The sequence below is a fragment of the Pseudomonas sp. TWP3-2 genome (assembly GCF_049897765.1).
GTDB lineage: Bacteria > Pseudomonadota > Gammaproteobacteria > Pseudomonadales > Pseudomonadaceae > Aquipseudomonas.
Genome location: NZ_JAFCWW010000003.1, coordinates 140,884 through 165,867 on the forward strand (window position 1 = coordinate 140,884; position 24,984 = coordinate 165,867).

Here is a 24,984-nt window from a genome sequence, read left to right on the forward strand (position 1 = left end):
CCTCAAAACTCCTGCGCCCGATAAGCCCCCGGCGTCACCCCCGTCCATTTCTTGAACGCCCGATGAAACGCCGACGGCTCGGAAAATCCGAGTTGTTCGGCGATCTGTTGCAATGACAGATCCGCGCGCCCCAGATGATAAATCGCTATGTCCCGCCGCAACTGATCCTTCAATTCCTGAAAACTCGTGCCTTCCTCACGCAAGTGCCGGCGCAAGGTCTGTGGGCTGATGTGCAGATGCGCTGCCACTGCTTCCAGATCCGGCCAGCGCTCGCTGTCCTGGCTGAGCAGGCGGCGCAAGCGACTGCTCAGGCTGTTGCCGTCATCCGGGCGTGACAGCAAATCAACAGGGGAGCGTTCGAGGAAATGTTTTAGCGTGCGCTCGTCCTGCAACAGCGGCATGTGCAGGTAGCGGCTGTGAAACAGCAGGCTGCTTTGCCCTGCGGAAAATTCCAGCGGGCAGGAAAACAGCAAATCGTATTCAGCCGCGTGCGCAGGTTTCGGGTAGCTGAAACTCGCGCTCTCCAGACGAATCCGCTGGCCGATCATCCAGCTGCCGAGGCGGTGCCAGATCACCAGCAGGCTCTCGCTGAGAAAGTGATCCGGATCCCACAGTTGCGCATCATCGAGGCTCAGGCGCACCCATTCGTCTTCGCGGCTCAGGGTCAGACGCGGCGCGTCCGGGAACAGGCTGTAAAACAATAAGCCGCGTTGCAGAGCCTTTTCCAGATTGCGGCAATGGATCGCGGCGTGGCACATCATGGCGAAGGTGCCGGGCTTGCTCGGTGCTCGGCCAAAGCCCAGGTATTCGTCGTCCAGCGCCAGCCACAGGCTCTGGATCAGCCGGGTGAATTGCTCAGGAGGAATACGCGCGCGCGGCTCGTCGAGCAGTTCGGGACTGATGCCGAGTTGCTGCAACAGGTTCGTGTAATCGAACCCCGAACGCCGCGCGCCACCGAGGGCGGCGCGGGCGAAATGACTTGCAATGGTGCGTTCGCGCATGAGCGAAAATCCTTCCTCTGGCCACGGATGGTAGTCGGTGCGTCCGAGCGGCAACAAGGCGGATTTCCGCCAAATTGTAGGACGAAGCCTGAGTAGGTGGCGGAAACCCGCCAACGTCGGGTAACCAACCGGTGACACAAAAATCCCCGTGACCCCTGATATCAAAAGGCTTGCAGGCATTTGCCGCAAGGTGGCACGCGGTTTGCGATAGACAACCTCAGAGGTCTGCGCCAGAGCCGGTAGGAACGGCGCAGCTCGCCACAACAAATCCCTCCAGTGCAGGAGGGTTCGCAATTGAGGTGTCGCGGAACAACAGTCGGATGTTGCCACGCGGGACACTTGAGGAATTTTGCAATGACGACTCGTCAGCCACTCTACAAATCCCTGTATTTCCAGGTGATCGTTGCCATCGCCATCGGCATCCTGCTCGGTCACTTCTACCCGCAGACCGGTGTGGCGCTCAAGCCGCTGGGTGACGGGTTCATCAAGCTGATCAAAATGGTCATCGCGCCGATCATCTTCTGTACCGTGGTCAGCGGCATCGCCGGCATGCAGAACATGAAGTCGGTGGGCAAGACCGGTGGCTACGCGCTGCTGTACTTCGAAGTCGTTTCCACCATCGCTCTGTTGATCGGCCTGATCGTGGTCAACGTCGTGCAGCCGGGCGCCGGCATGCACATCGACGTGACGACCCTGGACGCCTCGAAAATCGCCACCTATGTGACGGCCAGTAAAGACCAGAGCATCGTCGGCTTCCTGCTCAATGTGATCCCGAACACCATCGTTGGCGCGTTCGCCACTGGCGATATCCTGCAAGTATTGATGTTCTCGGTGATCTTCGGCTACGCCCTGCATCGCCTGGGTTCGTACGGTCGTCCGCTGCTGGACATGATCGATCGCTTCGCCCATGTGATGTTCAACATCATCAACATGATCATGAAACTGGCGCCGCTCGGTGCGTTCGGTGCCATGGCGTTCACCATCGGTGCCTACGGTGTCGGCTCGCTGGTGCAGTTGGGTCAGTTGATGATCTGCTTCTACATCACCTGCGTGCTGTTCGTGGTTGTGGTGCTGGGCGGGATCTGCCGCGCCCACGGTTTCAGCGTGTTCAAACTGGTGCGCTACATCCGTGAAGAACTGCTGATCGTGCTGGGTACTTCTTCGTCCGAATCGGCACTGCCACGCATGCTGATCAAGATGGAGCGTCTGGGCGCGAAGAAATCGGTTGTGGGTCTGGTGATCCCGACCGGTTACTCGTTCAACCTCGACGGTACTTCGATCTACCTGACCATGGCTGCCGTGTTCATCGCTCAGGCGACTGACACCCACATGGACATCACCCACCAGATCACTCTGTTGCTGGTGCTGCTGCTGTCCTCCAAGGGCGCTGCCGGTGTGACCGGTTCGGGCTTCATCGTGCTGGCTGCCACCCTGTCGGCGGTAGGTCACTTGCCGGTGGCCGGTCTGGCGCTGATCCTCGGTATCGACCGCTTCATGTCCGAAGCCCGCGCGCTGACCAACCTGGTGGGTAACGCCGTTGCCACCCTCGTTGTGGCCAAGTGGGTCAAAGAGCTGGACACCGACGTGCTGCAAGCCGAGCTGGCCTCGGGCGGTCGCGGTATCTCTGACGAGCGTGAAGAAGACGACCTGGGTGTCGCCGAAGGCCCAACCCCGAGCAACGTTAAATAAGCGATTGGAAATCCTGTGTGGCGAGGGAGCTTGCTCCCGCTGGGGCGCGCAGCGGCCCTTGCTCTTAATTGAAGAGCAAGGGGCCTGCTTCGCAGTCCAGCGGGAGCAAGCTCCCTCGCCACAACAGCTTTAAAAACCTGCTTCGGCGGGTTTTTTATTGCCTGCGATTTGAGCGCAACGGTCATCGCCTCTGATGCATCCGGTGATTGCTGCATTGCCCGTGGCTGCCTAGGCTGCAAGCATCGTTCACGGAGATCGCCCATGCCTGCACCTCTGGCCTCACTGAAGATTCTGGATTTCTCGACCCTGCTGCCGGGACCGTTCGCCTCGCTGTTACTGGCGGACATGGGCGCCGAAGTGCTGCGCATCGAATCGCCCACTCGCCTCGATCTGCTGCGAGTGCTGCCGCCGCACGATCAGGGTGTCTCGGCCAGTCATGCCTATCTGAATCGCAACAAGCGCAGTCTGGCGCTGGATCTCAAACAACCTGAGGCGCTGGAAGTGATCAAGCAATTGCTGACTGATTACGACATCGTCCTCGAACAATTTCGCCCCGGTGTGATGGAGCGGCTGGGGTTGGGTTATGAAGCATTGAAGGCGCTCAACCCCAAGCTGATTTACGTGTCGATCACCGGTTACGGCCAGAGCGGTCCGTACAAGGATCGCGCCGGTCACGACATCAACTACCTCGCACTCGCCGGACTTGCCAGCTACACCGGCCGCGCCGACAACGGGCCGTTGCCGCTGGGCATGCAAGTCGCGGACATCGCCGGTGGTTCGTTACACGGCGTGATTGGCTTGCTGGCAGCGGTCATCGCACGCCAGCAAACCGGGCAGGGCACGCATCTGGACGTGAGCATGACCGACTGCGCATTCAGCCTGAATGCCATGGTCGGCGCCGGATATCTGGCCTGTGGCGAGGAGCCTGGCCGGGAAGACCAGATGCTCAATGGTGGCAGCTTTTACGACTACTACCGCTCGCGTGATGGACGCTGGATGTCGGTCGGCAGTCTGGAACCGGCGTTTATGCAGCAACTGTGTGGCGTGCTTGGGCGGCCGGAATTGGCGGCGCAGGGGCTGTCACCCAAGCCCGAGCAGCAGCGGGCGTTGAAGGAAGCGCTGAGGGTTGAATTCGAAAAGCATGACTTCGCCGAGTTGTGCGAGATGTTTGCCGGGGTGGATGCGTGTGTCGAGCCGGTGTTGAGCCTGGGCGAGGCTGTGCGGCATCCGCAGTTGCAGGCGCGGGAAGTGGTGACGCAGGTGCCGCGTGGGAATGGCACGACTCAGACGCAGATCGCTTGTCCGCTGAAGTTTTCCGAAGAGTTGCCTGAGCCACGGCATGTGGGTGCGGCGTTGGGGCAGCATACGGATCAGGTGTTGCGGGAGTTGGGGTTTAGTCCTGCGAAAATTGCAGCGTTGCGTGCATCCAAGGTAATTCTCTAGCGTCTGTGCCGGCGCCATCGCTGGCAAGCCAGCTCCCACAGTTTTCTGTGTCGTACACAGAATTTGTGAACACCTCGAACACTGTGGGAGCTGCGGTGCGACGACTCGACTTGCCAGCGATTTGGCCAGTCCAGACGCCGATAAGTTCTGGCTACTCCACCCGCATCTCACCACTGAACACCAACGTCCCACGACAGCTGCGACACAGATACCGCCGCCCCTGTCTGACCAGGCTATGGCGCTGCGCTGAAAACGGAAAATCACTCTGCGCACACGGGCATTTGTAGATATAGCGCGTCACGCTACGGCGTTTGATTGCGTAGGTATGGCAGCGATCCGGCGGCAGTTCGTAAACCCCGCGCATGATCAGTTGCCACTCCTCGCCATGCGGCTGGATGCGCTCGCCGAACAGTTGATGAGCGATGAGGTGCGCAACCTCGTGGGCCACGGTCTGCTTGAGAAAGTGCTCGGTATTTTCCCGGTACAGCTGCGGATTGAAGCGCAGCAGATTCTCGTGCAGGTGCGCGACCCCGGCTTTTTGCCCGCGCAGCTTGAGGCTCACCACGGGGCGTTTGAAAGGACGTTTGAAAAAGGATTCAGCGAGTTGGTAACAGTCTTCGACGCGGGTATTGAGTGGCTCGGGCATGCTTGATGGATCTCCAGAGACGGCGAGTATGCCGCAACCTTTTGCACTTGCGAATCGGCAAACTGCCGAATGGTCATCCTGCAAAACCAGAAGGCCGCCTTGCGGCGGCCTGTATTGGCAGAACATGTTTTTATCAGGAGGAAACGCTGTCTAGTTGGTATAGACCGGGCCAACGCCCAGCCCCCAGACGATCACGGTGAACGCCATGATGGCCACCAGCACCACCAGACCCACCGCCAGCACTGAGCTGGAAAACAGAAAACCTTCGTCCGACGGAATGTTCATGAACGTCGGCAGCCCCACATAGAGCAGATACACCGTGTAGCAGATCGCCGCCGTACCCACGATCATCCCCAGCCACATGTGCGGATACAACGCCGCCAGTCCGCCGACAAACAACGGCGTCGCGGTGTAAGTAGCGAACGCCACGCACCGCGCCAGACTCGGGTTGGCGTCATAGGTGCGGGCCATCCAGTGCACAAAGGCACCCATGACCGCCACGCCGCCGAGCATTGCCAGGTACGACATCACCGTCATCCAGATTGCGCTATCGACGGTGAGCATCACCGGCGCGCGGTTGCCGATCACCCAGCCGACCTGGGTCGTGCCGATAAACGCCGACACCGCAGGGATCGCCGCCAGAATCAGCGTATGCGTGAGGTACATGTGGCTGATGCTTTCTTCCTGGTCGCCACGGATTTCCTTCCATTCCTGATCGGGGTGGGTAAAAAGTCCCACTACGTGATGGATCATGCCAGTCACTCCTCTCGTTATTGCCATCGCCCCCCAGCGGAGCGCCTACGGGCCAATGCGGCCGAGCAAAATTCAGGTCTTTGGATGTGTGCGACCTTATGTCGCAGTATAGAAAGGTCTTAACCACACAGGTGATACGGGCTTAGAGCAAATTGCGCTGTAAAAAGGTGGGGTAATCGCGTCGAGGTCTGTGCAATCGGTGGCGACAACCTGTGGTCACAAGGCTCGGGTTTTTGCGTAAAATGCCGGCCTTTGGTCACACCTCACGGATTTCGCGTCATGGGCACTCTTACGGTCAATCAGAACAAACTGCAAAAGCGCCTGCGCCGCCTGGCCGGCGAAGCGGTTGCCGACTTCAACATGATCGAAGACGGCGACAAGGTGATGGTCTGCCTGTCGGGCGGCAAAGACAGCTACACCATGCTCGACGTGCTGATGCATTTGCAGAAAGTCGCGCCGATCAAGTTCGAGATCGTCGCGGTGAACATGGATCAGAAGCAGCCGGGGTTCCCCGAGCATGTGCTGCCGGCCTATCTCAAAGAACTGGGCATCGAATACCACATCGTTGAGAAAGACACGTATTCGGTGGTCAAGGAACTGATTCCGGAGGGCAAGACCACCTGTTCGCTGTGCTCGCGCCTGCGTCGCGGCACCTTGTACACCTTCGCCGACGAAATCGGCGCAACCAAAATGGCCCTCGGGCATCATCGTGACGATATCGTCGAGACGTTCTTCCTTAACATGTTCTTCAACGGCAGCCTCAAGGCCATGCCGCCGAAACTGCGTGCCGACGACGGGCGCAACGTGGTGATCCGGCCGCTGGCCTACTGCAACGAGAAAGACATCCAGGCCTACTCGGACTTCAAGCAATTCCCGATCATCCCGTGCAACCTCTGCGGTTCGCAGGAAAACCTGCAGCGTCAGGTGGTCAAGGAGATGCTGCTGGACTGGGAACGCAAGACCCCGGGCCGTACCGAAAGCATCTTCCGCAGTCTGCAGAACGTGATTCCGTCGCAACTGGCGGATCGCAACCTGTTCGACTTCACCAGCCTGAAGATCGACGAATCGGCGGCTTCGCGCTTCGTCAATGTTGTGAACCTCTGACGGGTTTATCAGCTCTGAAAACACGGCGCTCGCGGGCGCCGTTTTTATTTCATTGAATAGGAGAGGGCATGCGCGACTATAAGTGGCTGCACGAATTCTGTCTGAACCGCTTCGGTTCGGCGGCTGAACTGGAAGCCCATCTGCCCGTTCCCAAGACCCCGGCGCAACTGCGCAAGATCAGCGATGACCGTTACCTGTCGACCATGGCCCTGCGGGTATTTCGTGCCGGGCTCAAGCACAGTCTGGTGGACGCCAAATGGCCGGCTTTCGAAGAAGTGTTCTTCAAATTCGATCCGGAAAAAGTCGTGCTGATGAGCGCCGAACACCTTGAACGCCTGATGCAGGACGCGCGAATCATCCGCCATCTGGGCAAGCTCAAGAGCGTGCCGCGCAATGCGCAGTTCATTCTCGATGTCGAGAAAGACAAAGGCAGTTTTGGCGCGCTGATCGCCGATTGGCCGGTGACCGATATCGTCGGTCTGTGGACGTACCTGAAGAAGCACGGCCATCAATTGGGCGGTCTGTCGGCGCCACGCTTTTTACGTATGGTGGGCAAGGACACGTTCGTGCCGAGCTATGACGTGGTTGCAGCGCTGAATGCGCAGAAGCTGGTGGACAAGGCGCCGACCAGTCAGCGTGATCTGGCGGTGGTACAGAATGCGTTCAATCAGTGGCATGAAGAGAGCGGTGGGCGGCCGATGAGCCAGATATCGATGATGCTCGCTTACACTGTGAATCATTAAAACCGCGTCGCTCCAATCGCTGGCAAGCCAGCTCCCACAGGGTTTTGTGTCGAAAACAGAGTTGTGTTTCAACGAAAATCCTGTGGGAGCTGGCTTGCCAGCGATAGCGGTCTGTCAGGCGACTGAGATCTGTCCTTCACCTGCCAGTTTGCGATCCAGCTGATAGCGCCAGCGCACATACAACAGCGCCGAGCAGAACACCGCCAGACTCACCACCATCTCCAGCACACCAAACAGCTGCCGGTTCGGGTCATACGCGGCCAATGCGCCTTTGATGAAATACAGATTCACCACAAAACACATCCACGAATGCCCGCGTGCGCTGCCCATGATCATGCCCGGTGCGAGCACGAGCCACGGGATCAACTCGACCAGCAGGATCACCCACGGTCGCGCGCCATGCAGGTCGGCGAATATCAGGTAGTAGGCGGCGAGCAATCCAGCCAGGCCGAAAAAGCACAGCAGACTGATCACGCGCATTGCCCGCACACGCGGCTCGAGCCATTCAACGGCGGGCAGGACTTTCGGCTTCTTCGCCACTTCAGCTCTCCAGTTTCTGCGCGGTTTTCGCCAGACGCAGACCGAGTGCGCGACACAGCGCCACTTCGTGCTGATCAAGGCCTTTTTTGCCATCCGCCCCTGCGTGATGGCTGGCGCCGTAAGGCGTGCCGCCGCCCTGGGTTTCCAGCAGCGCCGACTCGCTGTACGGCAGGCCGGTAATCAACATGCCGTGGTGCAGCAGCGGCAGCATCATCGACAACAGCGTGGATTCCTGACCGCCGTGCAGGCTGGCGGTGGAGGTGAACACCCCGGCCGGTTTACCCACCAGCGCGCCGGTCAGCCACAGGTTGCTGGTGCCGTCGAGGAAGTACTTGAGCGGCGCGGCCATGTTGCCGAAACGCGTCGGGCTGCCGAGGGCCAGGCCGGCGCAGTTCTTCAGATCATCCAGCGTCGCGTACAGCGCGCCTTCGTCAGGAATGTCCGGTGATACGGCTTCGCACTCGGTGGAAATCGCCGGCACGGTGCGCAGGCGCGCTTCGAACCCGGCCTGCTCGACGCCACGGGCAATTTGCCGGGCCATCTCGTTGGTCGAGCCGCTGCGGCTGTAATACAGAACCAGAATGTACGGCGCGCTCACGGCAACAACTCCAGAATCTGCTCCGGTGGACGGCCGATCACCGCTTTGTCGCCGACTTCGAGGATCGGCCGCTCCATCAGTTTTGGATGGGCCGCAATCGCTTCGATCAATTGTTTCTCGCCGAGACTGGCGTCGGCCAGATTGAGGGTTTTGTATTCGTCTTCGCCGGTGCGCAGCAGTTGTCGCGCGCTGATGCCAAGCTTGCCGAGCAACGCCTTGATCTGCGTGGCGTCCAGCGGAGTTTCGAGGTAGCGCACCACGGTTGGCGTCAGGCCACGGGCCTCAAGCAGTTCGAGCGCACCACGGGATTTCGAGCAGCGCGGATTGTGATAAAGCGTCAGATCGGTCATGGGCGGGTCGCTTCTTGCGTGGAGTGGCGGCTATTCTAACTGTGCAGCGCGCAATCCAGAACCTCGGGAGGCGATGGGTCGCAGGCGCATTCAATTTTTTACAAGGAACACGACATGACACGGCGACTGGCAGCGGCATTGACGATTATCGGGGCGTTGATGCTGGGGGGCTGCGGCAATGATTACGGGATTGACCAGAACGGGCAGAAGGTCGCGTCCGAGCGTCTCGACAAGCAGTGGGTAGTGCTCAACTATTGGGCCGAATGGTGTGGCCCGTGCCGTACGGAAATCCCGGAACTCAACCATTTGGCTGATGAGCTGAAGAGCAAGAATGTCGGGGTGTTCGGGGTCAATTTCGACAATGTGCAGGGGCAGGAACTGAAGGACGCCAGCGAGAAACTGGGCATCAAGTTCACCGTGCTGGCGCAGGATCCGGCGGAGCTGTTCGAACTGCCGCGCAGTGAGGCGCTGCCGGTGACTTACATCATCGACAACAAAGGCAAGGTGCGTGAGCAGTTGATGGGTGAGCAGACGGCGGCGGGGGTGCTGGCCAAGCTTGAGGCGTTGCAGGCGACCAAATAAACTCGGCTAACCGGGATTATGTGGCGAGGGGATTTATCCCCGTTGGGCCGCGAAGCGGCCCCCTGCGGAGTGTCTGGCGAACTGCAATCTCAGGTTTCAGGGCTGCTACGCAGCCCAACGGGGATAAATCCCCTCGCCACAGTAGCCCCCCCTCATTCAGAGGGCTCTTAAGACATCAACCCTCTTCCAGCCACCAACGCAAAGGTTTGCCTTGCGCCGGCCAGAAGCGCATCTGTTCAATCGGCGAAATATCCCAACGCTCCACATGCTCCAGCGCCTGCAGGAAGCGTTGCTCCTGCTCCATCAGCGCCGGTGCGCACATTTTGCGGGTCTTGCCGATCTTGCCGAAACTCAGCTTGGCGCCATCCAGCGTGTACGGTGCAAACCAATGGTTGCAGCCGCCATTGCCATAGGCGCGGCCATCATCGCCGAGGGTCACGGTCAGGTGGCTGTAATCCATCAGCGGTCGCTCGCCGATCCATTCCAGAATGTAGCTGCGGTTCTGTTGCAGTTGCACCGGTTCAGCGGCGCAGCCCATCAGTCCGGCGCCGACCACAGCGGTCAGGGCGAGGCGTTTCATCACGCAGGCTCCTGGCATTTCGGGCACAGATGCTTGTCGGCGACGGCGTTCCAGCCCAGCTCGGCAATCCGCGCAGTGGCGGCGATTTTTTCTGCCGGTTTGCCGAGTTTGGCGTCTACCGCGAACTCGAAGCTCAGCTCTTTGGCGCAGCTGTCGCAGTTGACCTGCCAGGTGTGAATCGCCAGTTCGCCGAACACCGGGCCAGTGGTCATCGCCGTCCATTGGCCGGGCGGGTTGATCAGGTGGCGGACGGTTTCGACGTTCAGGCGCATGGACAAATCCTTGCTGCCTTTCAGGGTGACGATCAACACATCACCGATGCGAATCGAGCCACCGTTGCCGGTGACCTGATAGCGGCCCGGGACAAGGGCGCGGCATTCGGTGAGGGTGTGTTGCGGGTTCATCAGGGTGTAGCGGAAATCGTGTTCGACCATGGGTCCTCCAAATATGCGCGACATGCTAGCACGGGCGAGATTGCACAATGGAGCGCGCTGGCGACCTTCGATCCGGTTCAAACCGCTGGCTGATTCAACCCTCGACCTGATTCTGCGGCGTTCCCGCCGCCCAGGTTGCGATGTTGTGCAGAGTAGTAGCGGCGATTGCGCCCAACGCCTCGCGGGTCAGGAACGCCTGATGCGCAGTGACGATCACGTTTGGGAAAGTCAGCAGTCGCGCCAGTACATCGTCCTGTAGCGGCAGGTCGGAGCGATCTTCGAAGAACAGCTGTGCTTCTTCTTCATACACATCCAGCCCCAGATAACCCAGTTGCCCATCCTTCAACGCATCGATCAGCGCTGGCGTGTCGACCAGACCACCGCGCCCGGTGTTGATCAGCATCGCCCCCGGCTGCATGTGCGCCAGCGAATCCTGGTTGATCAGATGTTTGCTCTGCTCATTGAGCGGGCAGTGCAGGCTGATGATCTGCGACTGCGCGAGCAGGTCCGGCAGGCTCAGATAACGCGCGCCCAGCGCTTCAACCTGAGGATTGGGATACGGATCGAACGCCAGCAACTGGCAGCCGAAACCGTGCATGATTTTCGCGAACGTGGCGCCGATCTGTCCGGTGCCGACAATGCCCACTGTTTTGCCGTGCAGGTCGAAACCGGTCAGACCGTGCAGGCTGAAATCACCTTCGCGCGTGCGGTTGTACGCGCGGTGCAGGCGCCGGTTAAGCGCGAGGATCAGCGCCACCGCATGCTCGGCCACCGCGTGCGGCGAATACGCCGGCACCCGCACCACCGCGAGACCCAGGCGTTTGGCCGCTGGCAAGTCAACATGGTTGTAACCGGCCGAGCGCAGAGCGATCAGGCGCGTGCCGCCAGCGGCCAACCGTTCGAGCACTGGCGCACTCAGGTCGTCATTGATGAAGGCGCAGACCACTTCATGCTGTTCGGCCAGCGCGGCGGTGTCGAGGCTGAGCCGGGCCGGCTGAAAGTGCAGCTCGATATCCGCCGGACACTCGGCACCGAGGAAACTGTCGCGGTCGTAGGTCTGGCTGCTGAAAACGATCGTGCGCATGCTCATCTCCTGAAACGTCGTTGCGGGGCACAGCGCCCGCGACCACTTTAGCTGGCTCGACGCTCTGCGGCATTGCCGTGGATCAGGCGCTGATCTTCGCTTGCGTGGCCAGGCGATTGATCGCTCGTTCCAGCTCGTCGAGCGCGGTCGCGGCTTTCGGGTCGGACTGTTTGAGCAAGGTTTCGCTGCGCTGGCACGCCGAACGCAGTTGCGGCACGCCACAGTAACGCGTGGCGCCATGCAGGCGATGTACACGTTCGATCAATGCGTTCTGGTCGTGGCTGTCGCGGGCCACGCGGATTGCTTCGCGGTCAGCCTCAAGCGAGGCGAGCAGCATCGCCAGCATGTCGGCCGCCAGATCGGCTTTGCCGGCAGCGAGGCGCAGGCCTTCTTCGTGATCGAGCACTGGCAGCTCATGGTTGGCCGTCGCACTTTCGCTGGCGCGATCCGGCGCCTGATTGCGCAAGGCCAGACCGGTCCACTTCAGCACCACTTGCGCCAGTTGCCGCTCGCTGATCGGTTTAGTCAGGTAATCGTCCATGCCGCTTTGCAGCAGCGCGCGTTTTTCGTTGGCCATGGCGTGGGCGGTGAGGGCGACAATCGGCAGCGGCGTGCAGTGCCGTTCGCTTTCCCACTGGCGGATGGTCTCGGTACTTTGCCGACCGTCCATACCGGGCATCTGCACATCCATCAGCACCAGATCGAATGTTTCACTTTGCACAGCCTTGACCGCTGCGTAGCCACTTTCCACGGCCAGCACTTTGGCGCCCATGTCTTCCAGCAGCGTCTGCACCAGCAACAAGTTGGCCGGATTGTCGTCGACACACAGCACTTTCGGCGCACGGCTCGACAACGGTTCGCCAGGTTCGCTGCGGGTCTGGCGCGGGTTGACCATGTCCGACAGCGCGCGGCGCAATTTGCGTGTGCAGGCCGGTTTCGACTGCAACTGACTGTGAGGGTTGGGCACCGACAGGTGGAACAGCGTCAGCTCAGTAGTCGGACACAGCACCAGCACCCGGCAGCCGAGGTGTTCAAGGTCCCAGATGTGCTGGTTGAGGCGCTCCGGCGGCATGTCGTTACTGGTGATGCCGAGCACCGCAAGGTCGATCGCCTGATCGGTCTGATGCGCGCCGGTGACGCCATTGGTCAGGCTTTCCAGAGTATTGAACGGCGTGACGTCGAGGCCGCAGTCTTCCAGTTGGTGCTGCAACGCCTGGCGTGCCAGTTCGTGATTCTCCACCACGGCCACGCGACGTCCGAGCAGCGGCGCGGAGGGCAGGTCTTCGGCATCGTCGCGGGTCTTCGGCAGGCTCAGGCTGATCCAGAATTCCGAGCCTTCGCCCGGCGTGCTGTCGACGCCGATTTCGCCGCCCATCTGCTCGATCAGACGCTTGGAAATCACCAGCCCGAGCCCGGTACCGCCGGGTTGCCGTGACAGTGAATTGTCCGCTTGGCTAAACGCTTGAAACAGCGCGCGCACGTCCTGGTTCGACAGGCCGATCCCGGTGTCCTGAATGCTGATGCGCAGTTGCACGCTTTCTTCGTGTTCTTCTTCAAGCATGGCGCGGGCGACGATCGTGCCCTCGCGGGTGAACTTGATCGCGTTGCTCACCAGATTGGTGAGAATCTGCTTGAGCCGCAGCGGATCGCCGACCAGCGACAGCGGCGTGTCGCGGTACACCAGACTCACCAGTTCCAGCTGCTTGGCGTGGGCGGCCGGGGCGAGGATGTTCAGGGTGTCCTGCAACAGGTCGCGCAAGTTGAACGGGATGTGGTCGAGCACCAGTTTGCCGGCCTCGATTTTCGAGAAGTCGAGAATCTCGTTGATGATCCCCAGCAGGCTGTCGGCGGATTTTTCGATGGTGCCCAGATAGTCGAGCTGGCGCGGGGTCAGTTCGCTTTTCTGCAACAAGTGCGTGAAACCGAGAATGCCGTTGAGCGGCGTGCGGATCTCGTGGCTCATGTTGGCGAGGAATTCGGATTTGATCCGGCTGGCTTCCAGCGCTTCTTTGCGCGCCAGATCGAGTTCGATGTTCTGAATCTCGATGGTTTCCAGATTCTGGCGCACGTCCTCGGTGGCCTGATCGACGCTGTGCTGCAATTCTTCGCGAGCGTTCTGCAGGGTGCCGGCCATGCGGTTGATGCCGGACGCCAGTTCATCCAGTTCCTGACTGCCGAGTGGCGGCAGACGGGTTTCCAGATGACCGTCCTTGAGCTGCGCCACGGCCTGTTTGATCTGGCTCAGCGGGCCGTTGATCGTGCGGCCCATGCGCAACGCGAGCAGTGCAGCACCGGCCAGCCCCGCCGCGATCAGCAGCAGACTGGCGAACAGGCTGCGATAACCGCGCAGCAACATGCCGTTGTGCGACAGCTCCAGCTCGACCCAGCCGAGCAGGCGGTCGGATTCTTCCGGGATCAGCTCGCCGGCCAAGTTGCGATGTTTGCCGAACACCGGCAGCAGATAACGCGTGGCGTCATTGCCGCTGCGCCGCAGCAGATGCGCGCTATCACCGCTGGGTGGCTGGTTGAGCATGGTCGGGCCGGCATGTGCCAGCGGCGAACGGTCGGGGGCGAGGAAAGTCACCGCGCGCACGTCAGGTTGTTCCAGCGACTGGGTGGCGATGCGCTCGAGCAATTCGCTGTTGCCGTGGCCCATGGCGGGCGCAACCAGCGGTGCGAGTTGCTCGGCGATCATTTCGCCGCGCTGCATCAGTTGGCTTTGCAGGTCGGACTGCTGCATCCAGGTGAAATAGCCGCCGAGCACCAGCGCCATCAGGCTGGTCGGCAGCAGGGTCAGTAAGAGCACCCGACCTTTTATTCCCAGTTTCTTGAGCACGCCTGTCTCCTGCATCCAGCTGATCTGTTGACTCTCACGTGCGTCCGGCACGCGGCATGGGCGCAGTGTAGCGATTTGCTTGCGGGCAATCTTCGGAAAAATCATGTCGTCATCGGTCGGTGCAGGCGCACTCGTTGGTCCGATAGCTCAACCTTGGGTTGCTCGCTGTCGGACAATCTTGAATAATCGCCCAACTGAGAATTATTTGCAGATAGTCATGACTCCTGTTTCTGTTGGCCAGCCGCGCATTCTTTCCATCGAAGACGATCCCGTGCTCGGGGCGTATGTCCACGAGCATCTGGGCCGCAGCGGTTTTCAGGTGACCTGGTGCCAGAACGGCAGCGAAGGCCTGAGCATCGCCCGCCGCCAGCCATTCGATGTGGTGTTGATGGATATTCTGCTGCCGGGGCTGGACGGCCTCAATCTGCTGACGCAGTTGCGCCAGAGCCATTCGACGCCGGTGCTGTTGATGTCGGCGCTGGGGGCCGAGGCCGATCGCATCAGCGGTTTCCGCCTCGGGGCTGACGACTATCTGCCCAAACCGTTCAGCATGGCCGAACTGCATGTGCGCATCGAAGCGATCCTGCGCCGCGTCGCGCTCGACCGGCATCCGGCTGCCGTGGCCATCCCGGAAGCCGTGGGCGGCCTGCATTTCGACGATGAACAATGCGAGGTGTTTTTCCGTGAACAGCCTGCCGGCCTGACTCGCAGCGAATACCGTCTGCTGGAAACCCTCAATCGCAACGATGAAGAAGTGCTGAGCAAGGCCTTCCTTTATCAGCACGTTCTGCAACGCGGCTACGCGGCCCACGACCGCAGCCTCGACATGCACATCAGCCAGATCCGCCGCAAACTCAAGGCGCTCGGCTACACCGAACGCGAAGTACGCACAGTGTGGGGCAAGGGCTACGTATTGAGCGCCGTTGATGAAAGTGTCTGACCTGCCGGGGCGGCACTCGCTGTTCTGGAAACTCGCCTGTTTGCTGGTGGCGTTCTGTCTGCTGATGATCTGGCTGAGCTGGTCGTGGGGCCGGCACATGGAGAAGCGTAATCAGTTCCTCTCGGACGAAGCGCGCGGCACGCTGGCGCGTTATGCCGCCGACGCCGAGCGGGCCTGGAAGGAAGGTGAGCGCGAGGGCGTTGATAGCTGGTTGCGCAGCATGCACTGGCGTGAGGCTGTCTGGATCGGTGTGATCGACGGGCAATTGCAGTCGTTGAGCACTCGGCCGCTGACAGACGCTGAAATCCAGCGCCTGACGTTCCTTCGCGGTCCCGACTGGCCGATTCACAAGAAAGGCCAGCCGTGGCTGCGCGTGCCGTTCCCCGGCGATCCGACTGCCGGCAGTCTGATCATCGAGCTGCCCGAACGCTTCCTGCCCGGTCGCTACAAGTTGTTCTGGCGCGTGATCACCAATGGCGTAATTCCCGGGCTCTTCACTTTATTGCTGTGCGTCGGCCTGTACCGTCTGCTGGTGGTGCCGCTGAACCATCTGCGCGAACAGGCCAACGCCTGGCGCGCCGACCAATTGAATGTGCGGCTGTCGAGCGGCATCACCCAGCGCCCGGACGAACTCGGTGAACTGGCGCGGGCCTTCGACTCGATGTCCGAGCGCCTGCAAACCACCGTCAGCCTGCAACAGCAATTGCTGCGCGACTTGTCCCACGAATTGCGTACGCCATTGAGCCGTTTGCGCGTGGCCAGCGAAAGCGAGCAGGGCCTGCTGCCACTGCGCGAACGCATCGGCCGCGAAGTCGATGTCATGCAACGGCTGGTCGAAGACACCCTGCAACTGGCCTGGCTCGACACCGAACGCGCACCGCTGCCGGACGAAGCGATCCAGATTCAGGCGCTGTGGGAAATGCTCACGGAGAACGCCTGTTACGAAAGCGCTTGCCCGCCGGGGCAGTTGGTCTGTGAACTGGATTCAACCTGCTGGGTGCGCGGCAATCTGAATACCCTGGCGCAGGCGTTGGAGAACATTCTGCGTAACGCGATCCGGCATTCGCCCGAGGGCGGCGTAGTACGGCTGGATGGCAGGCGCGATGGGGATTACTGGCATTTGTGGCTGGAGGATCAGGGCGGCGGGGTGGCTGAGGAGGATTTGCAGCGGATTTTCGATCCGTTCATTCGACTCGACGGCTCGCGTCCGGGGGATGGCGGGTTCGGGTTGGGGTTGAGCATTGCGAGGAATGCTGTGCAGCGGCAGGGCGGGCGTTTGTGGGCGGAGAATGCCGGGGGCGGTTTGCGGCTGAATCTGCGACTGGTTGCTGATGACAACGCCGTGAGTCCCGACGCCATCGCTGGCAGGCCAGCTCCCACAGTGGATATGTGTCGCCCACAGATTGTGTGAGCGACTCGAAAAAATGTCAGCACTGATTACCCCACTCTATGAGCGACACATTCCCTGTGGGAGCTGGCTTGCCAGCGATGAAGCCCTCTGCATCACTGAATATCAAAAGTCGCGCCACCGGCGCGACTTTTAATGCTTATTCCTATAAACCATAAGCACCGCACTTTGCGTGATATGGGCCGCGGGGGTTTGCCGGTATGATAGGCGCCCCCGCACGTCTGGATTGCGAATACGCCATGACCTTGCAGTACCCCACCATCGCCGATTGCGTCGGCAACACTCCGCTGGTTCGTTTGCAACGCTTGCCCGGTGCCACCAGCAATACCCTTTTGCTCAAGCTGGAGGGGAACAACCCGGCGGGTTCGGTCAAGGATCGTCCGGCGCTGTCGATGATTACCCGTGCCGAATTGCGCGGGCAGATCCACGCTGGCGATACGCTGATCGAAGCGACCTCGGGCAATACCGGGATCGCCCTGGCCATGGCGGCCGCGATCAAGGGTTACAAGATGATCCTGATCATGCCGGACAATTCCAGCGCCGAACGCAAAGCGGCGATGACCGCATATGGCGCCGAGCTGATTCTGGTCAGTCAGGAAGAAGGCATGGAAGGCGCGCGCGACCTCGCGCAGCGTATGGAAGCCGAAGGCCGGGGCAAGGTGCTGGATCAGTTCGCCAATGGTGATAACCCTGAGGCGCATTACACCACCACCGGCCCGGAAATCTGGCGCCAGACTCAGGGCACCATTACCCATTTCGTCAGCTCCATGGGCACCACCGGCACCATCATGGGCGTGTCGCGCTACTTGAAAGAGCAGAGCGACAGCGTGCAGATCGTCGGTCTGCAACCGATGGAAGGCTCGGCCATTCCGGGTATTCGCCGCTGGCCGCAGGAATATCTGCCGAAGATCTATCAGGCGGATCGCGTCGACCGCATCGTCGACATGGCGCAAAGCGAGGCCGAAGACGTCACCCGGCGTCTGGCCCGTGAAGAAGGCATCTTTTGTGGCGTGTCCTCGGGCGGTGCAGTGGCAGCGATGCTGCGTCTGTCTCGAGAAGTTGAAAACGCGGTGATCGTCGCGATCATTTGCGACCGTGGCGACCGTTACTTGTCGACCGGCATTTTCGACGCGCCCAACTGATGGCCAAGCATGAGAGAGGCTTGCGCTTCCAGCCCACCGGCGGGAGCAAGGCACCGCAAATCCCGACCGGCAAAAAACAGCGCTTGAGCATCGAGCGTCTGGCCAATGACGGTCGCGGCATCGCGTTCTTCGAAGGTCGTACATGGTTCGTCCTCGGCGCCCTGGCGGGTGAAGAAGTCGAAGCACGAGTGCTCGGCGCCCACGGCAAAGTGGTCGAGGCACGCACCGAACGCGTATTCACGGCCAGCGAACTACGCCGCCCCGCACCTTGCCAACACGCCGGACGCTGCGGCGGTTGCAGCGTGCAACATCTGCCGCACAGTGAACAACTTGCCCTGAAACAGCGCATGCTCGCCGAGCAATTGTCACGGGTTGCCGGGGTCGAACCGCAAGAGTGGGCCGCACCGTTGACCGGCCCGGAGTTCGGCTATCGCCGCCGCGCGCGGATCGCCGTGCGCTGGGACATCAAGGCGAAAAATCTCGAAGTCGGTTTCCGTGCTGCCGGTAGCCAGGACATTGTCGCAATCAGCGAATGCCCGGTGCTGGTACAGCCCTTGCAACCGATCATGACCCGCTTGCCGGAGATGCTCCGGCGCCTGAGCAAACCGCAGGCGCTCGGTCACGTCGAGCTGTTCAGTGGTTCGTCACTGGCCGTGCTGCTGCGGCACATGGCGCCATTGTCCGAGGCTGACCTGACGATCCTCAAGGACTTCTGCGCCTTCCATCAGGCGCAGCTGTGGCTGCATGGCGAAGACGGCCCGCAACCGGTCGATGCCACGCAAGCGCTTGGCTATCGACTGGAGCAGTGGGATCTGGATCTGGCCTATCGGCCGGGGGACTTCATTCAGGTCAACGCCGGGGTCAATGAAGCAATGGTCGCCCAGGCGCTGGATTGGCTGAAGCCGACCGCCGAGGAACGCGTGCTGGATCTGTTCTGCGGTCTCGGCAACTTCGCTTTGCCGCTGGCTAAAACCGTGCGTGAAGTGGTGGCGGTCGAGGGCGTGCAAACCATGGTCGAGCGCGCAGAGGCGAATGCCGCCAGTAACAATTTGCATAACACAAAGTTTTTTCAGGCCGATTTATCCCAGCCTTTGACCGATGCCGAGTGGATCGGAAACGGCTTTTCTGCGGTACTCTTGGACCCGCCGCGTGACGGTGCTTTCGAGGTGGTGCGCAAGCTGGCGACCCTCGGTGCCAAGCGGTTGGTGTACGTGTCGTGCAATCCGGCAACTCTGGCGCGCGATACGGTCGAATTGATCAAGCAGGGCTACCGGTTAAAACGTGCCGGGATTCTCGATATGTTTCCTCAGACGGCACATGTCGAGGCCATGGCGTTATTTGAAGCGAGCTAGGATGGCTCGTCTGATCCGACTGGTCCGCCCGTGCAGTGCTCGCCTTAGCCCCGCGAGCGTAAACGGGCAATGAAGGTCAGCGATTTGACGCATTGAATCTGCGTCGTAGGGAAGGTAAGCAACATGGTACAGGTGAGAGCACACCAGCCGATCAACACCGACGGCAGTATCAATCTCGAGGCTTGGCTCGATCATGCGGTCAGTGTCGATCTGGCACTGGATCGCGAAGCCTTGAAGGAAGCCTGTGAGTTCGCTCGACAGGCCGAACAGCAATCCAATGCAGCGAAGAATCTCTGGGCTGAAGGCAGTGGCAGTTTCAGCGCCGGCCTTGAGATCGCCGAGATTCTCGCTGACCTCAAACTTGACCAGGATTCGCTGGTCGCCGCCGTGCTGTATCGCGGCGTGCGCGAAGGCCAGATCGAACTCGCGGCAGTCAGCCAGCGCTTCGGCCCGGTGGTGGCCAAGCTGATCGACGGCGTGCTGCGCATGGCGGCGATCAGTGCCAGCCTGAGCCCGCGTCAATCGCTGGTGCTGGGCACGCAGGGCCAGGTGGAAAACCTGCGCAAGATGCTGGTGGCGATGGTCGATGACGTACGCGTTGCATTGATCAAACTCGCCGAACGCACCTGCGCGATCCGTGCGGTAAAAACCGCCGACGACGAGAAGCGCAACCGCGTCGCCCGTGAAGTTTTCGACATCTATGCGCCACTCGCGCACCGGCTCGGCATCGGCCATATCAAATGGGAACTGGAGGACTTGTCCTTCCGGTATCTCGAGCCCGACCAATACAAACAGATTGCCAAGTTGCTGCACGAGCGGCGGCTCGACCGTGAGCGGTTCATCGCCGATGTGATGACCCAGCTCAAGGACGAACTGCAGGCCACCGGCGTTGACGCCGACATCAGCGGCCGCGCCAAACACATCTATTCAATCTGGCGCAAAATGCAGCGCAAGGGTCTGGAGTTCAGCCAGATCTACGACGTGCGTGCGGTGCGCGTGCTGGTGCCGGAAATGCGCGACTGCTACACCGCGCTCGGCATTGTGCACACCTTGTGGCGGCACATCCCGAAAGAGTTCGACGACTACATCGCCAACCCGAAAGAGAACGGCTATCGCTCGCTGCACACAGCGGTAATCGGCCCGGAAGGCAAGGTCCTCGAAGTGCAGATCCGTACGCATTCGATGCACGAAGAAGCCGAACTCGGCGTCTGCGCGCATTGGCGCTACAAAGGCACCGACGTCAAATCCGGCTCCAACCACTACGAAGAGAAAATCTCCTGGCTGCGTCAGGTGCTCGAGTGGCACGAAGAACTGGGCGACATCGGCGGTCTGGCCGAACAGTTGCGCGTCGATATCGAGCCGGATCGGGTGTACATCTTTACCCCTGACGGTCACGCCATCGACTTGCCGAAAGGCTCGACGCCGCTCGACTTCGCCTACCGCGTGCACACCGAAATCGGTCACAACTGCCGGGGCGCCAAGATCAACGGGCGCATCGTGCCGCTCAACTACAGCCTGCAAACCGGTGAGCAGGTCGAGATCATCACCAGCAAGCACGGTACGCCGAGCCGCGACTGGCTGAACTCGAACCTGGGTTACGTCACCACCTCGCGGGCGCGGGCGAAGATCGTTCACTGGTTCAAATTGCAGGCCCGTGATCAGAACGTCGCGGCCGGTAAAACCTTGCTTGAGCGCGAACTTGCGCGTCTCGGTCTGCCGGCGGTGGATTTCGACAAGCTGGCCGACAAGGCCAACATGAAAACCGCCGAAGACATGTTCGCCGCCCTCGGTGCCGGCGACCTGCGTCTGGCGCAACTGGTCAATCTGGCGCAACAACTGGTCGAGCCGGAACGTGGCAACGAACAGCTGGAGCTGATCCCGCGCAAGGCCACCGGTTATAAGCCGGGCAAGCGTGGCGACATTCAGATTCAGGGCGTCGGCAACCTGATGACGCAAATGGCCGGTTGCTGCCAGCCGTTGCCCGGCGACGCGATCGTCGGTTACATCACCCAGGGCCGTGGCGTGAGCATTCACCGTCAGGACTGCGCCTCGGTGCTGCAACTGTCGGGGCGCGAGCCAGAGCGGATCATTCAGGTCAGCTGGGGCCCGGTGCCGGTGCTCACCTACCCGGTGGACATCATCATCCGCGCCTACGATCGTTCCGGTCTGCTGCGTGACGTGTCGCAAGTGCTGCTCAACGAGCGGATCAACGTGCTGGCGGTCAACACCCGCTCGAACAAGGAAGACAACACCGCGCTGATGTCGCTGACCATCGAGATTCCGGGTCTTGACGCACTGGGGCGGTTGCTGGGGCGGATTTCCCAGTTGCCGAACATCATCGAAACGCGGCGTAACCGCACCCCTTGAAGGCGCACCGAGCCTTTGTGGGAGCTGGCTTGCCAGCGATTGCATCACCTCGATTGTCCTGAAACACCGAGGTGGCCGCATCGCTGGCAAGCCAGCTCCCACAGGGTTTTGCAGAGTTAGATAAATGTATTCACTTGAAGACCTGTTGCACTTGATGAACCGGCTGCGTGACCCGCAGTTCGGTTGCCCGTGGGACATCAAGCAGACTTACGCGACCATCGTCCCGCACACCCTCGAAGAAGCCTACGAAGTCGCCGACGCCATCGAGCGCGGTGACTTCGATCACTTGCAGGGTGAGCTGGGCGATCTGCTGTTTCAGGTGGTTTATTACAGCCAGATCGCGAAAGAAGAAGGGCGCTTCGAATTCGCCGGGGTGATCGACAGCATCACCCGCAAGCTGATTCGTCGTCATCCGCACGTGTTTCCTACCGGCGATCTGTATGCGCCGCTGGACGTGCCGCGTTTGAGCGAAGAACAAGTCAAGCAGCGCTGGGAAGAGATCAAGGCCGAAGAGCGCGCCGAGAAATCTGCCGCGCCAGAACAACTGTCATTGCTCGACGATGTGCCTGCCACGTTGCCGGCGCTGTCGCGCTCGGCCAAGTTGCAGAAGCGCGCCGGGCAGGTCGGTTTCGATTGGCCGGACGCCTTGCCGGTGCTCGACAAGGTGCGTGAAGAGCTCGATGAAGTGCTCGAAGCCATGTCCGAAAACGACCCGGATGCGGTGGCCGACGAGATTGGCGACTTGCTGTTTTCCGTAGTCAATCTGGCGCGGCATCTGAAGGTCGATCCGGAAACCGCCTTACGCGCGGCCAACGGCAAATTCGAACGACGCTTCCGTTTTATCGAACAGGCATTGCGCGACACCCACCGTCCCATGGAAGATTGCACCCTCGAAGAGTTGGACGCCCTGTGGGGTGAAGCCAAACGTCAGGAAAAGAATGCGCCCAGCTGCGGTTGAGCCGTTGCCCAAGTGAGAAAGCCCCATGAGTATTTCCCTACGCGACCAGTTGCTCAAAGCAGGCCTGGTCAACCAGAAGCAGGCCAAACAGGTCAGCAAAGACAAGCAGAAGCAGCAACGTCTGGCGCACAAAGGTCAGGCCGAACTGGATGACTCGCAGCAGCGCGCTGCGCAGGAAGCGCAGGCCGAGAAGGTCAAGCGCGACCAGGAGCTGAACCGCCAGCAGCAAGAGAAGGTCGAGGCCAAGGCCCGTGCCGCGCAGGTCAAGCAATTGATCGAAGTCTCGCGTCTGCCGAAGCTGACGACTGAGGACTACTACAACTTCGTCGACGACAAGAAGGTCAAGCGCATCTCGGTCAACGCGCTGATGCGCAACAAGCTCAGCAGCGGCTGGCTGGCGATCGTGCATCACGCCGGTGGTTACGAGGTGATCCCGCGTGACGCGGCGCTGAAGATCCAGGAACGCGATCCGCAGCGTATCGTGCAGCTCAATGTGCAGACCGAAGAAGTCGCCGCTGAAGATGATCCGTACGCGGCCTATCAGATCCCTGACGATCTGATGTGGTAAGCATTTTGTGGCGAGGGAGCAAGCTCCCTCGCTATATCTAAGGTTGCCCGTAAACCTTGATTCAGGCGGATTTCAGATCTCGCTGTTGCTCCAACACTTCCAGTTCGGCCTTGTAGTTGTGGGCGTCGATTTCGTTATGGAACATCCCGACCAGCAAGTCCTGTTGATGCACATCCCAGATCCGTACGCCGGCGGCTACGCCTTCATGGGACATATGTGAATCGTCGCGTTCAGTTACTTTTACAGTCATCTGCTAGCTCCAATCTCTGTTATCTGCAGCAAGGCGTGTGCAGGACTCTTTTATAGAATTTGTTAGCCTGCTAAGTAAACTGCCGATTCGTGCAATGTATTGTTGCGAAATCAGCAACAGCGCTACAGCCCACGGAATGCGCGACATTCGGTCGCAGGGCGAAAAGTTTCATGACAGAACTTTCATCTCCAGAGCGACTGAGAACCCTGTGGGAGCTGGCTTGCCAGCGATAGCGGAGTGTCAGTCGACATGGATGTTTGCTGTGCCGACGTCATCGCTGGCAAGCCAGCTCCCACAGGGAAATACATTGTTTCAACAATTTCATGCAGACAAAAAAACGCCCCGAACCAGTCGGGGCGTTTTCATGTGCGGCTCAGCAGCGGGTAATTACTTACCAGCCCAACGCTTCAGGACCAGCGTGGCATTGGTGCCACCGAAACCGAAGCTGTTGCTCATCACGGTGTTGATGGTCGCGTCTTCGCGAGTCTTGGTCAGGATCGGCATGTCAGCCACTTCCGGGTCCAGCTCGTCGATGTTGGCGGAACCGGCAATGAAGTTGCCTTCCATCATCAGCATGCAGTAGATCGCTTCGTGAACGCCGGCAGCGCCCAGGGAGTGACCGGACAGGCTCTTGGTCGAGCTGATGGCCGGAGCCTTGTCGCCGAACACTTCACGCACACCTTTCATTTCCGCAACGTCACCGACCGGAGTCGAGGTGCCGTGGGTGTTCAGGTAGTCGATAGGGGTGTCGACGGTGGACATTGCCATCTGCATGCAGCGGATCGCGCCTTCGCCGCTTGGAGCAACCATGTCGTAGCCGTCGGAAGTCGCGCCGTAGCCAACGATTTCCGCGTAAATTTTTGCGCCACGGGCCAGAGCGTGTTCCAGCTCTTCAACCACGACCATGCCGCCACCGCCGGCAATGACGAAACCGTCACGGTCAGCATCGTAGGCGCGGGAGGCTTGTTCCGGGGTGTCGTTACGCTTGCTGGACAGAGCGCCCATCGCGTCGAACAGGAACGACTGGCTCCAATGCTCTTCTTCACCGCCACCGGCGAACACGATGTCCTGCTTGCCCATCTGGATCTGTTCCATGGCGGTACCGATGCAGTGAGCACTGGTGGCGCAGGCAGAAGCGATGGAGTAGTTCAGGCCTTTGATCTTGAACGGCGTGGCCAGGCAAGCGGAAACGGTGCTGCTCATGGTCCGCGTTACACGGTATGGGCCGACGCGCTTCACGCCTTTCTCGCGCAGAATATCCAGCGCTTCCATCTGGTTCAGCGTGGACGCACCACCGGAACCGGCGATCAGGCCGGTACGCGGGTTGGACACTTGCTCTTCGGTCAGACCGGAGTCAGTGATCGCGTCTTTCATGGCCAGGTAGGCGTAAGCCGCTGCGTGGCCGACGAAGCGAAAGATCTTGCGATCGATCAGTTCTTCGAGGGGAAGGTCAATGGAGCCGGAAACCTGGCTACGCAGACCCATTTCGGCATATTCCGGGTTGAACCGGATGCCAGGGCGGCTTGCACGCAGGTTAGCGGAGACGGTCTCTTTGTCATTGCCCAGGCAAGAAACGATACCCAGACCAGTGATAACGACGCGGCGCATGCGGATAA

Annotated in this window: 24 protein-coding genes; 12 read left to right on the plus strand and 12 right to left on the minus strand. The window is 60.4% G+C overall.

Annotation, left to right across the window (positions count from 1 at the left end; genetic code table 11):
* Positions 1-2: 2 nt before the first annotated feature.
* Positions 3-1,001 carry an AraC family transcriptional regulator gene (locus ACP7EE_RS06090; protein ID WP_426233913.1) on the minus strand — a complete coding sequence of 333 codons (999 nt, stop codon included), beginning with the start codon at positions 999-1,001 and terminating at the stop codon, positions 3-5.
* Between the two features lie 354 nt (positions 1,002-1,355).
* Here ACP7EE_RS06090 and ACP7EE_RS06095 point away from each other — a divergent pair, with 354 nt between their 5' ends.
* Both ACP7EE_RS06095 and ACP7EE_RS06100 read left to right on the plus strand, forming a co-directional pair.
* A complete protein-coding gene (locus ACP7EE_RS06095; protein WP_420646450.1) occupies positions 1,356-2,690 on the plus strand; it encodes a dicarboxylate/amino acid:cation symporter in 1,335 nt (444 codons plus the stop codon).
* Positions 2,691-2,951: 261 nt separating this feature from the next.
* Positions 2,952-4,133 carry a CaiB/BaiF CoA transferase family protein gene (locus tag ACP7EE_RS06100; protein ID WP_426233914.1) on the plus strand — a complete coding sequence of 394 codons (1,182 nt, stop codon included), beginning with the start codon at positions 2,952-2,954 and terminating at the stop codon, positions 4,131-4,133.
* A gap of 151 nt (positions 4,134-4,284) precedes the next feature.
* Here ACP7EE_RS06100 and ACP7EE_RS06105 read toward each other — a convergent pair whose 3' ends face one another.
* Complete coding sequence (locus ACP7EE_RS06105; protein ID WP_426233915.1) at positions 4,285-4,779, minus strand: SprT family zinc-dependent metalloprotease; 495 nt, start codon at positions 4,777-4,779, stop codon at positions 4,285-4,287.
* Between the two features lie 150 nt (positions 4,780-4,929).
* Positions 4,930-5,532, minus strand: coding sequence for a Yip1 family protein (locus tag ACP7EE_RS06110; protein WP_426202868.1), 603 nt, complete (start codon positions 5,530-5,532; stop codon positions 4,930-4,932).
* Positions 5,533-5,811: 279 nt separating this feature from the next.
* Between ACP7EE_RS06110 and ttcA the strand changes: the two genes are divergently transcribed.
* On the plus strand, positions 5,812-6,636 hold the full coding sequence (gene ttcA / locus ACP7EE_RS06115) for a tRNA 2-thiocytidine(32) synthetase TtcA (protein WP_008051493.1): 825 nt from the start codon (positions 5,812-5,814) through the stop codon (positions 6,634-6,636).
* Positions 6,637-6,704: 68 nt separating this feature from the next.
* A complete protein-coding gene (locus ACP7EE_RS06120; RefSeq protein WP_426233916.1) occupies positions 6,705-7,379 on the plus strand; it encodes a DNA-3-methyladenine glycosylase I in 675 nt (224 codons plus the stop codon).
* A gap of 114 nt (positions 7,380-7,493) precedes the next feature.
* Here ACP7EE_RS06120 and ACP7EE_RS06125 read toward each other — a convergent pair whose 3' ends face one another.
* The 3 genes from ACP7EE_RS06125 to arsC are packed head-to-tail and all read right to left on the minus strand — an operon-like array spanning position 7,494 to position 8,867.
* Entirely contained in the window at positions 7,494-7,919 is a 426-nt protein-coding gene (locus tag ACP7EE_RS06125) for a DUF2069 domain-containing protein (protein WP_426202873.1), read from the minus strand.
* A gap of 1 nt (position 7,920) precedes the next feature.
* Positions 7,921-8,517, minus strand: coding sequence for an NAD(P)H:quinone oxidoreductase (wrbA, locus tag ACP7EE_RS06130; protein ID WP_426233917.1), 597 nt, complete (start codon positions 8,515-8,517; stop codon positions 7,921-7,923).
* On the minus strand, positions 8,514-8,867 hold the full coding sequence (arsC, locus tag ACP7EE_RS06135; RefSeq protein ID WP_426202876.1) for an arsenate reductase (glutaredoxin): 354 nt from the start codon (positions 8,865-8,867) through the stop codon (positions 8,514-8,516). The genes wrbA and arsC overlap by 4 nt, the downstream gene beginning before the upstream one ends.
* A 114-nt stretch (positions 8,868-8,981) precedes the next feature.
* On the opposite strand from arsC, the gene ACP7EE_RS06140 reads away from it, so the two are divergent.
* A complete protein-coding gene (locus ACP7EE_RS06140) occupies positions 8,982-9,449 on the plus strand; it encodes a TlpA disulfide reductase family protein (protein ID WP_426202878.1) in 468 nt (155 codons plus the stop codon).
* Between the two features lie 175 nt (positions 9,450-9,624).
* Here ACP7EE_RS06140 and ACP7EE_RS06145 read toward each other — a convergent pair whose 3' ends face one another.
* The 4 genes from ACP7EE_RS06145 to ACP7EE_RS06160 form a co-directional block, all read right to left on the minus strand.
* The gene (locus tag ACP7EE_RS06145) at positions 9,625-10,029 is read right to left on the minus strand and encodes an META domain-containing protein (protein ID WP_426233918.1); all 405 of its coding nucleotides are present in this window, start codon (positions 10,027-10,029) and stop codon (positions 9,625-9,627) included.
* The gene (locus ACP7EE_RS06150; RefSeq protein WP_420646461.1) at positions 10,029-10,463 is read right to left on the minus strand and encodes a hypothetical protein; all 435 of its coding nucleotides are present in this window, start codon (positions 10,461-10,463) and stop codon (positions 10,029-10,031) included. The genes ACP7EE_RS06145 and ACP7EE_RS06150 overlap by 1 nt, the downstream gene beginning before the upstream one ends.
* Positions 10,464-10,557: 94 nt before the next feature.
* A complete protein-coding gene (locus ACP7EE_RS06155; RefSeq protein WP_426233919.1) occupies positions 10,558-11,547 on the minus strand; it encodes a 2-hydroxyacid dehydrogenase in 990 nt (329 codons plus the stop codon).
* Positions 11,548-11,629: 82 nt separating this feature from the next.
* Positions 11,630-14,383 carry a response regulator gene (locus ACP7EE_RS06160; RefSeq protein ID WP_420646463.1) on the minus strand — a complete coding sequence of 918 codons (2,754 nt, stop codon included), beginning with the start codon at positions 14,381-14,383 and terminating at the stop codon, positions 11,630-11,632.
* Between the two features lie 217 nt (positions 14,384-14,600).
* Between ACP7EE_RS06160 and ACP7EE_RS06165 the strand changes: the two genes are divergently transcribed.
* The 7 genes from ACP7EE_RS06165 (at position 14,601) to ACP7EE_RS06195 (ending at position 23,118) form a co-directional block, all read left to right on the plus strand.
* Positions 14,601-15,323 (plus strand): response regulator transcription factor, encoded by a 723-nt coding sequence (locus tag ACP7EE_RS06165; RefSeq protein ID WP_426233920.1) that lies wholly within the window; start codon positions 14,601-14,603, stop codon positions 15,321-15,323.
* Positions 15,310-16,734, plus strand: coding sequence for a histidine kinase sensor domain-containing protein (locus ACP7EE_RS06170; protein WP_426233921.1), 1,425 nt, complete (start codon positions 15,310-15,312; stop codon positions 16,732-16,734). Before ACP7EE_RS06165 ends, ACP7EE_RS06170 begins: the two co-directional genes overlap by 14 nt.
* A gap of 236 nt (positions 16,735-16,970) precedes the next feature.
* A complete protein-coding gene (gene cysM, locus ACP7EE_RS06175) occupies positions 16,971-17,873 on the plus strand; it encodes a cysteine synthase CysM (RefSeq protein ID WP_426234091.1) in 903 nt (300 codons plus the stop codon).
* Positions 17,873-19,225, plus strand: a complete 1,353-nt coding sequence (rlmD, locus tag ACP7EE_RS06180; RefSeq protein WP_426233922.1) for a 23S rRNA (uracil(1939)-C(5))-methyltransferase RlmD — start codon at positions 17,873-17,875, stop codon at positions 19,223-19,225. Before cysM ends, rlmD begins: the two co-directional genes overlap by 1 nt.
* A gap of 123 nt (positions 19,226-19,348) precedes the next feature.
* A complete protein-coding gene (gene relA / locus ACP7EE_RS06185; protein ID WP_420646467.1) occupies positions 19,349-21,592 on the plus strand; it encodes a GTP diphosphokinase in 2,244 nt (747 codons plus the stop codon).
* A 124-nt stretch (positions 21,593-21,716) separates the two neighbouring features.
* Entirely contained in the window at positions 21,717-22,550 is an 834-nt protein-coding gene (gene mazG / locus ACP7EE_RS06190; protein ID WP_426233923.1) for a nucleoside triphosphate pyrophosphohydrolase, read from the plus strand.
* A 25-nt stretch (positions 22,551-22,575) separates the two neighbouring features.
* Positions 22,576-23,118, plus strand: a complete 543-nt coding sequence (locus ACP7EE_RS06195) for a DUF2058 domain-containing protein (RefSeq protein WP_426233924.1) — start codon at positions 22,576-22,578, stop codon at positions 23,116-23,118.
* Positions 23,119-23,179: 61 nt separating this feature from the next.
* Here the strand turns inward: ACP7EE_RS06195 and ACP7EE_RS06200 are convergent, their stop codons facing one another.
* Both ACP7EE_RS06200 and fabB read right to left on the minus strand, forming a co-directional pair.
* Positions 23,180-23,368, minus strand: coding sequence for a hypothetical protein (locus ACP7EE_RS06200; protein WP_426202896.1), 189 nt, complete (start codon positions 23,366-23,368; stop codon positions 23,180-23,182).
* A gap of 387 nt (positions 23,369-23,755) precedes the next feature.
* Positions 23,756-24,976 (minus strand): beta-ketoacyl-ACP synthase I, encoded by a 1,221-nt coding sequence (gene fabB, locus ACP7EE_RS06205; RefSeq protein ID WP_420646470.1) that lies wholly within the window; start codon positions 24,974-24,976, stop codon positions 23,756-23,758.
* Positions 24,977-24,984: the final 8 nt, after the last annotated feature.

What these genes read in the sequence shown, in the direction of transcription:
- ACP7EE_RS06090 (WP_426233913.1), bottom strand. Translation starts at nt 1,001, where the DNA reads ATGCGCGAACGCACCATTGCAAGTCATTTCGCCCGCGCCGCCCTCGGT.
- ACP7EE_RS06095 (WP_420646450.1), top strand. Translation starts at nt 1,356, where the DNA reads ATGACGACTCGTCAGCCACTCTACAAATCCCTGTATTTCCAGGTGATC.
- ACP7EE_RS06100 (WP_426233914.1), top strand. Translation starts at nt 2,952, where the DNA reads ATGCCTGCACCTCTGGCCTCACTGAAGATTCTGGATTTCTCGACCCTG.
- ACP7EE_RS06105 (WP_426233915.1), bottom strand. Translation starts at nt 4,779, where the DNA reads ATGCCCGAGCCACTCAATACCCGCGTCGAAGACTGTTACCAACTCGCT.
- ACP7EE_RS06110 (WP_426202868.1), bottom strand. Translation starts at nt 5,532, where the DNA reads ATGATCCATCACGTAGTGGGACTTTTTACCCACCCCGATCAGGAATGG.
- ttcA (WP_008051493.1), top strand. Translation starts at nt 5,812, where the DNA reads ATGGGCACTCTTACGGTCAATCAGAACAAACTGCAAAAGCGCCTGCGC.
- ACP7EE_RS06120 (WP_426233916.1), top strand. Translation starts at nt 6,705, where the DNA reads ATGCGCGACTATAAGTGGCTGCACGAATTCTGTCTGAACCGCTTCGGT.
- arsC (WP_426202876.1), bottom strand. Translation starts at nt 8,867, where the DNA reads ATGACCGATCTGACGCTTTATCACAATCCGCGCTGCTCGAAATCCCGT.
- ACP7EE_RS06140 (WP_426202878.1), top strand. Translation starts at nt 8,982, where the DNA reads ATGACACGGCGACTGGCAGCGGCATTGACGATTATCGGGGCGTTGATG.
- ACP7EE_RS06145 (WP_426233918.1), bottom strand. Translation starts at nt 10,029, where the DNA reads ATGAAACGCCTCGCCCTGACCGCTGTGGTCGGCGCCGGACTGATGGGC.
- ACP7EE_RS06150 (WP_420646461.1), bottom strand. Translation starts at nt 10,463, where the DNA reads ATGGTCGAACACGATTTCCGCTACACCCTGATGAACCCGCAACACACC.
- ACP7EE_RS06155 (WP_426233919.1), bottom strand. Translation starts at nt 11,547, where the DNA reads ATGCGCACGATCGTTTTCAGCAGCCAGACCTACGACCGCGACAGTTTC.
- ACP7EE_RS06165 (WP_426233920.1), top strand. Translation starts at nt 14,601, where the DNA reads ATGACTCCTGTTTCTGTTGGCCAGCCGCGCATTCTTTCCATCGAAGAC.
- ACP7EE_RS06170 (WP_426233921.1), top strand. Translation starts at nt 15,310, where the DNA reads ATGAAAGTGTCTGACCTGCCGGGGCGGCACTCGCTGTTCTGGAAACTC.
- cysM (WP_426234091.1), top strand. Translation starts at nt 16,971, where the DNA reads ATGACCTTGCAGTACCCCACCATCGCCGATTGCGTCGGCAACACTCCG.
- rlmD (WP_426233922.1), top strand. Translation starts at nt 17,873, where the DNA reads ATGGCCAAGCATGAGAGAGGCTTGCGCTTCCAGCCCACCGGCGGGAGC.
- relA (WP_420646467.1), top strand. Translation starts at nt 19,349, where the DNA reads ATGGTACAGGTGAGAGCACACCAGCCGATCAACACCGACGGCAGTATC.
- mazG (WP_426233923.1), top strand. Translation starts at nt 21,717, where the DNA reads ATGTATTCACTTGAAGACCTGTTGCACTTGATGAACCGGCTGCGTGAC.
- ACP7EE_RS06195 (WP_426233924.1), top strand. Translation starts at nt 22,576, where the DNA reads ATGAGTATTTCCCTACGCGACCAGTTGCTCAAAGCAGGCCTGGTCAAC.
- ACP7EE_RS06200 (WP_426202896.1), bottom strand. Translation starts at nt 23,368, where the DNA reads ATGACTGTAAAAGTAACTGAACGCGACGATTCACATATGTCCCATGAA.
- fabB (WP_420646470.1), bottom strand. Translation starts at nt 24,976, where the DNA reads ATGCGCCGCGTCGTTATCACTGGTCTGGGTATCGTTTCTTGCCTGGGC.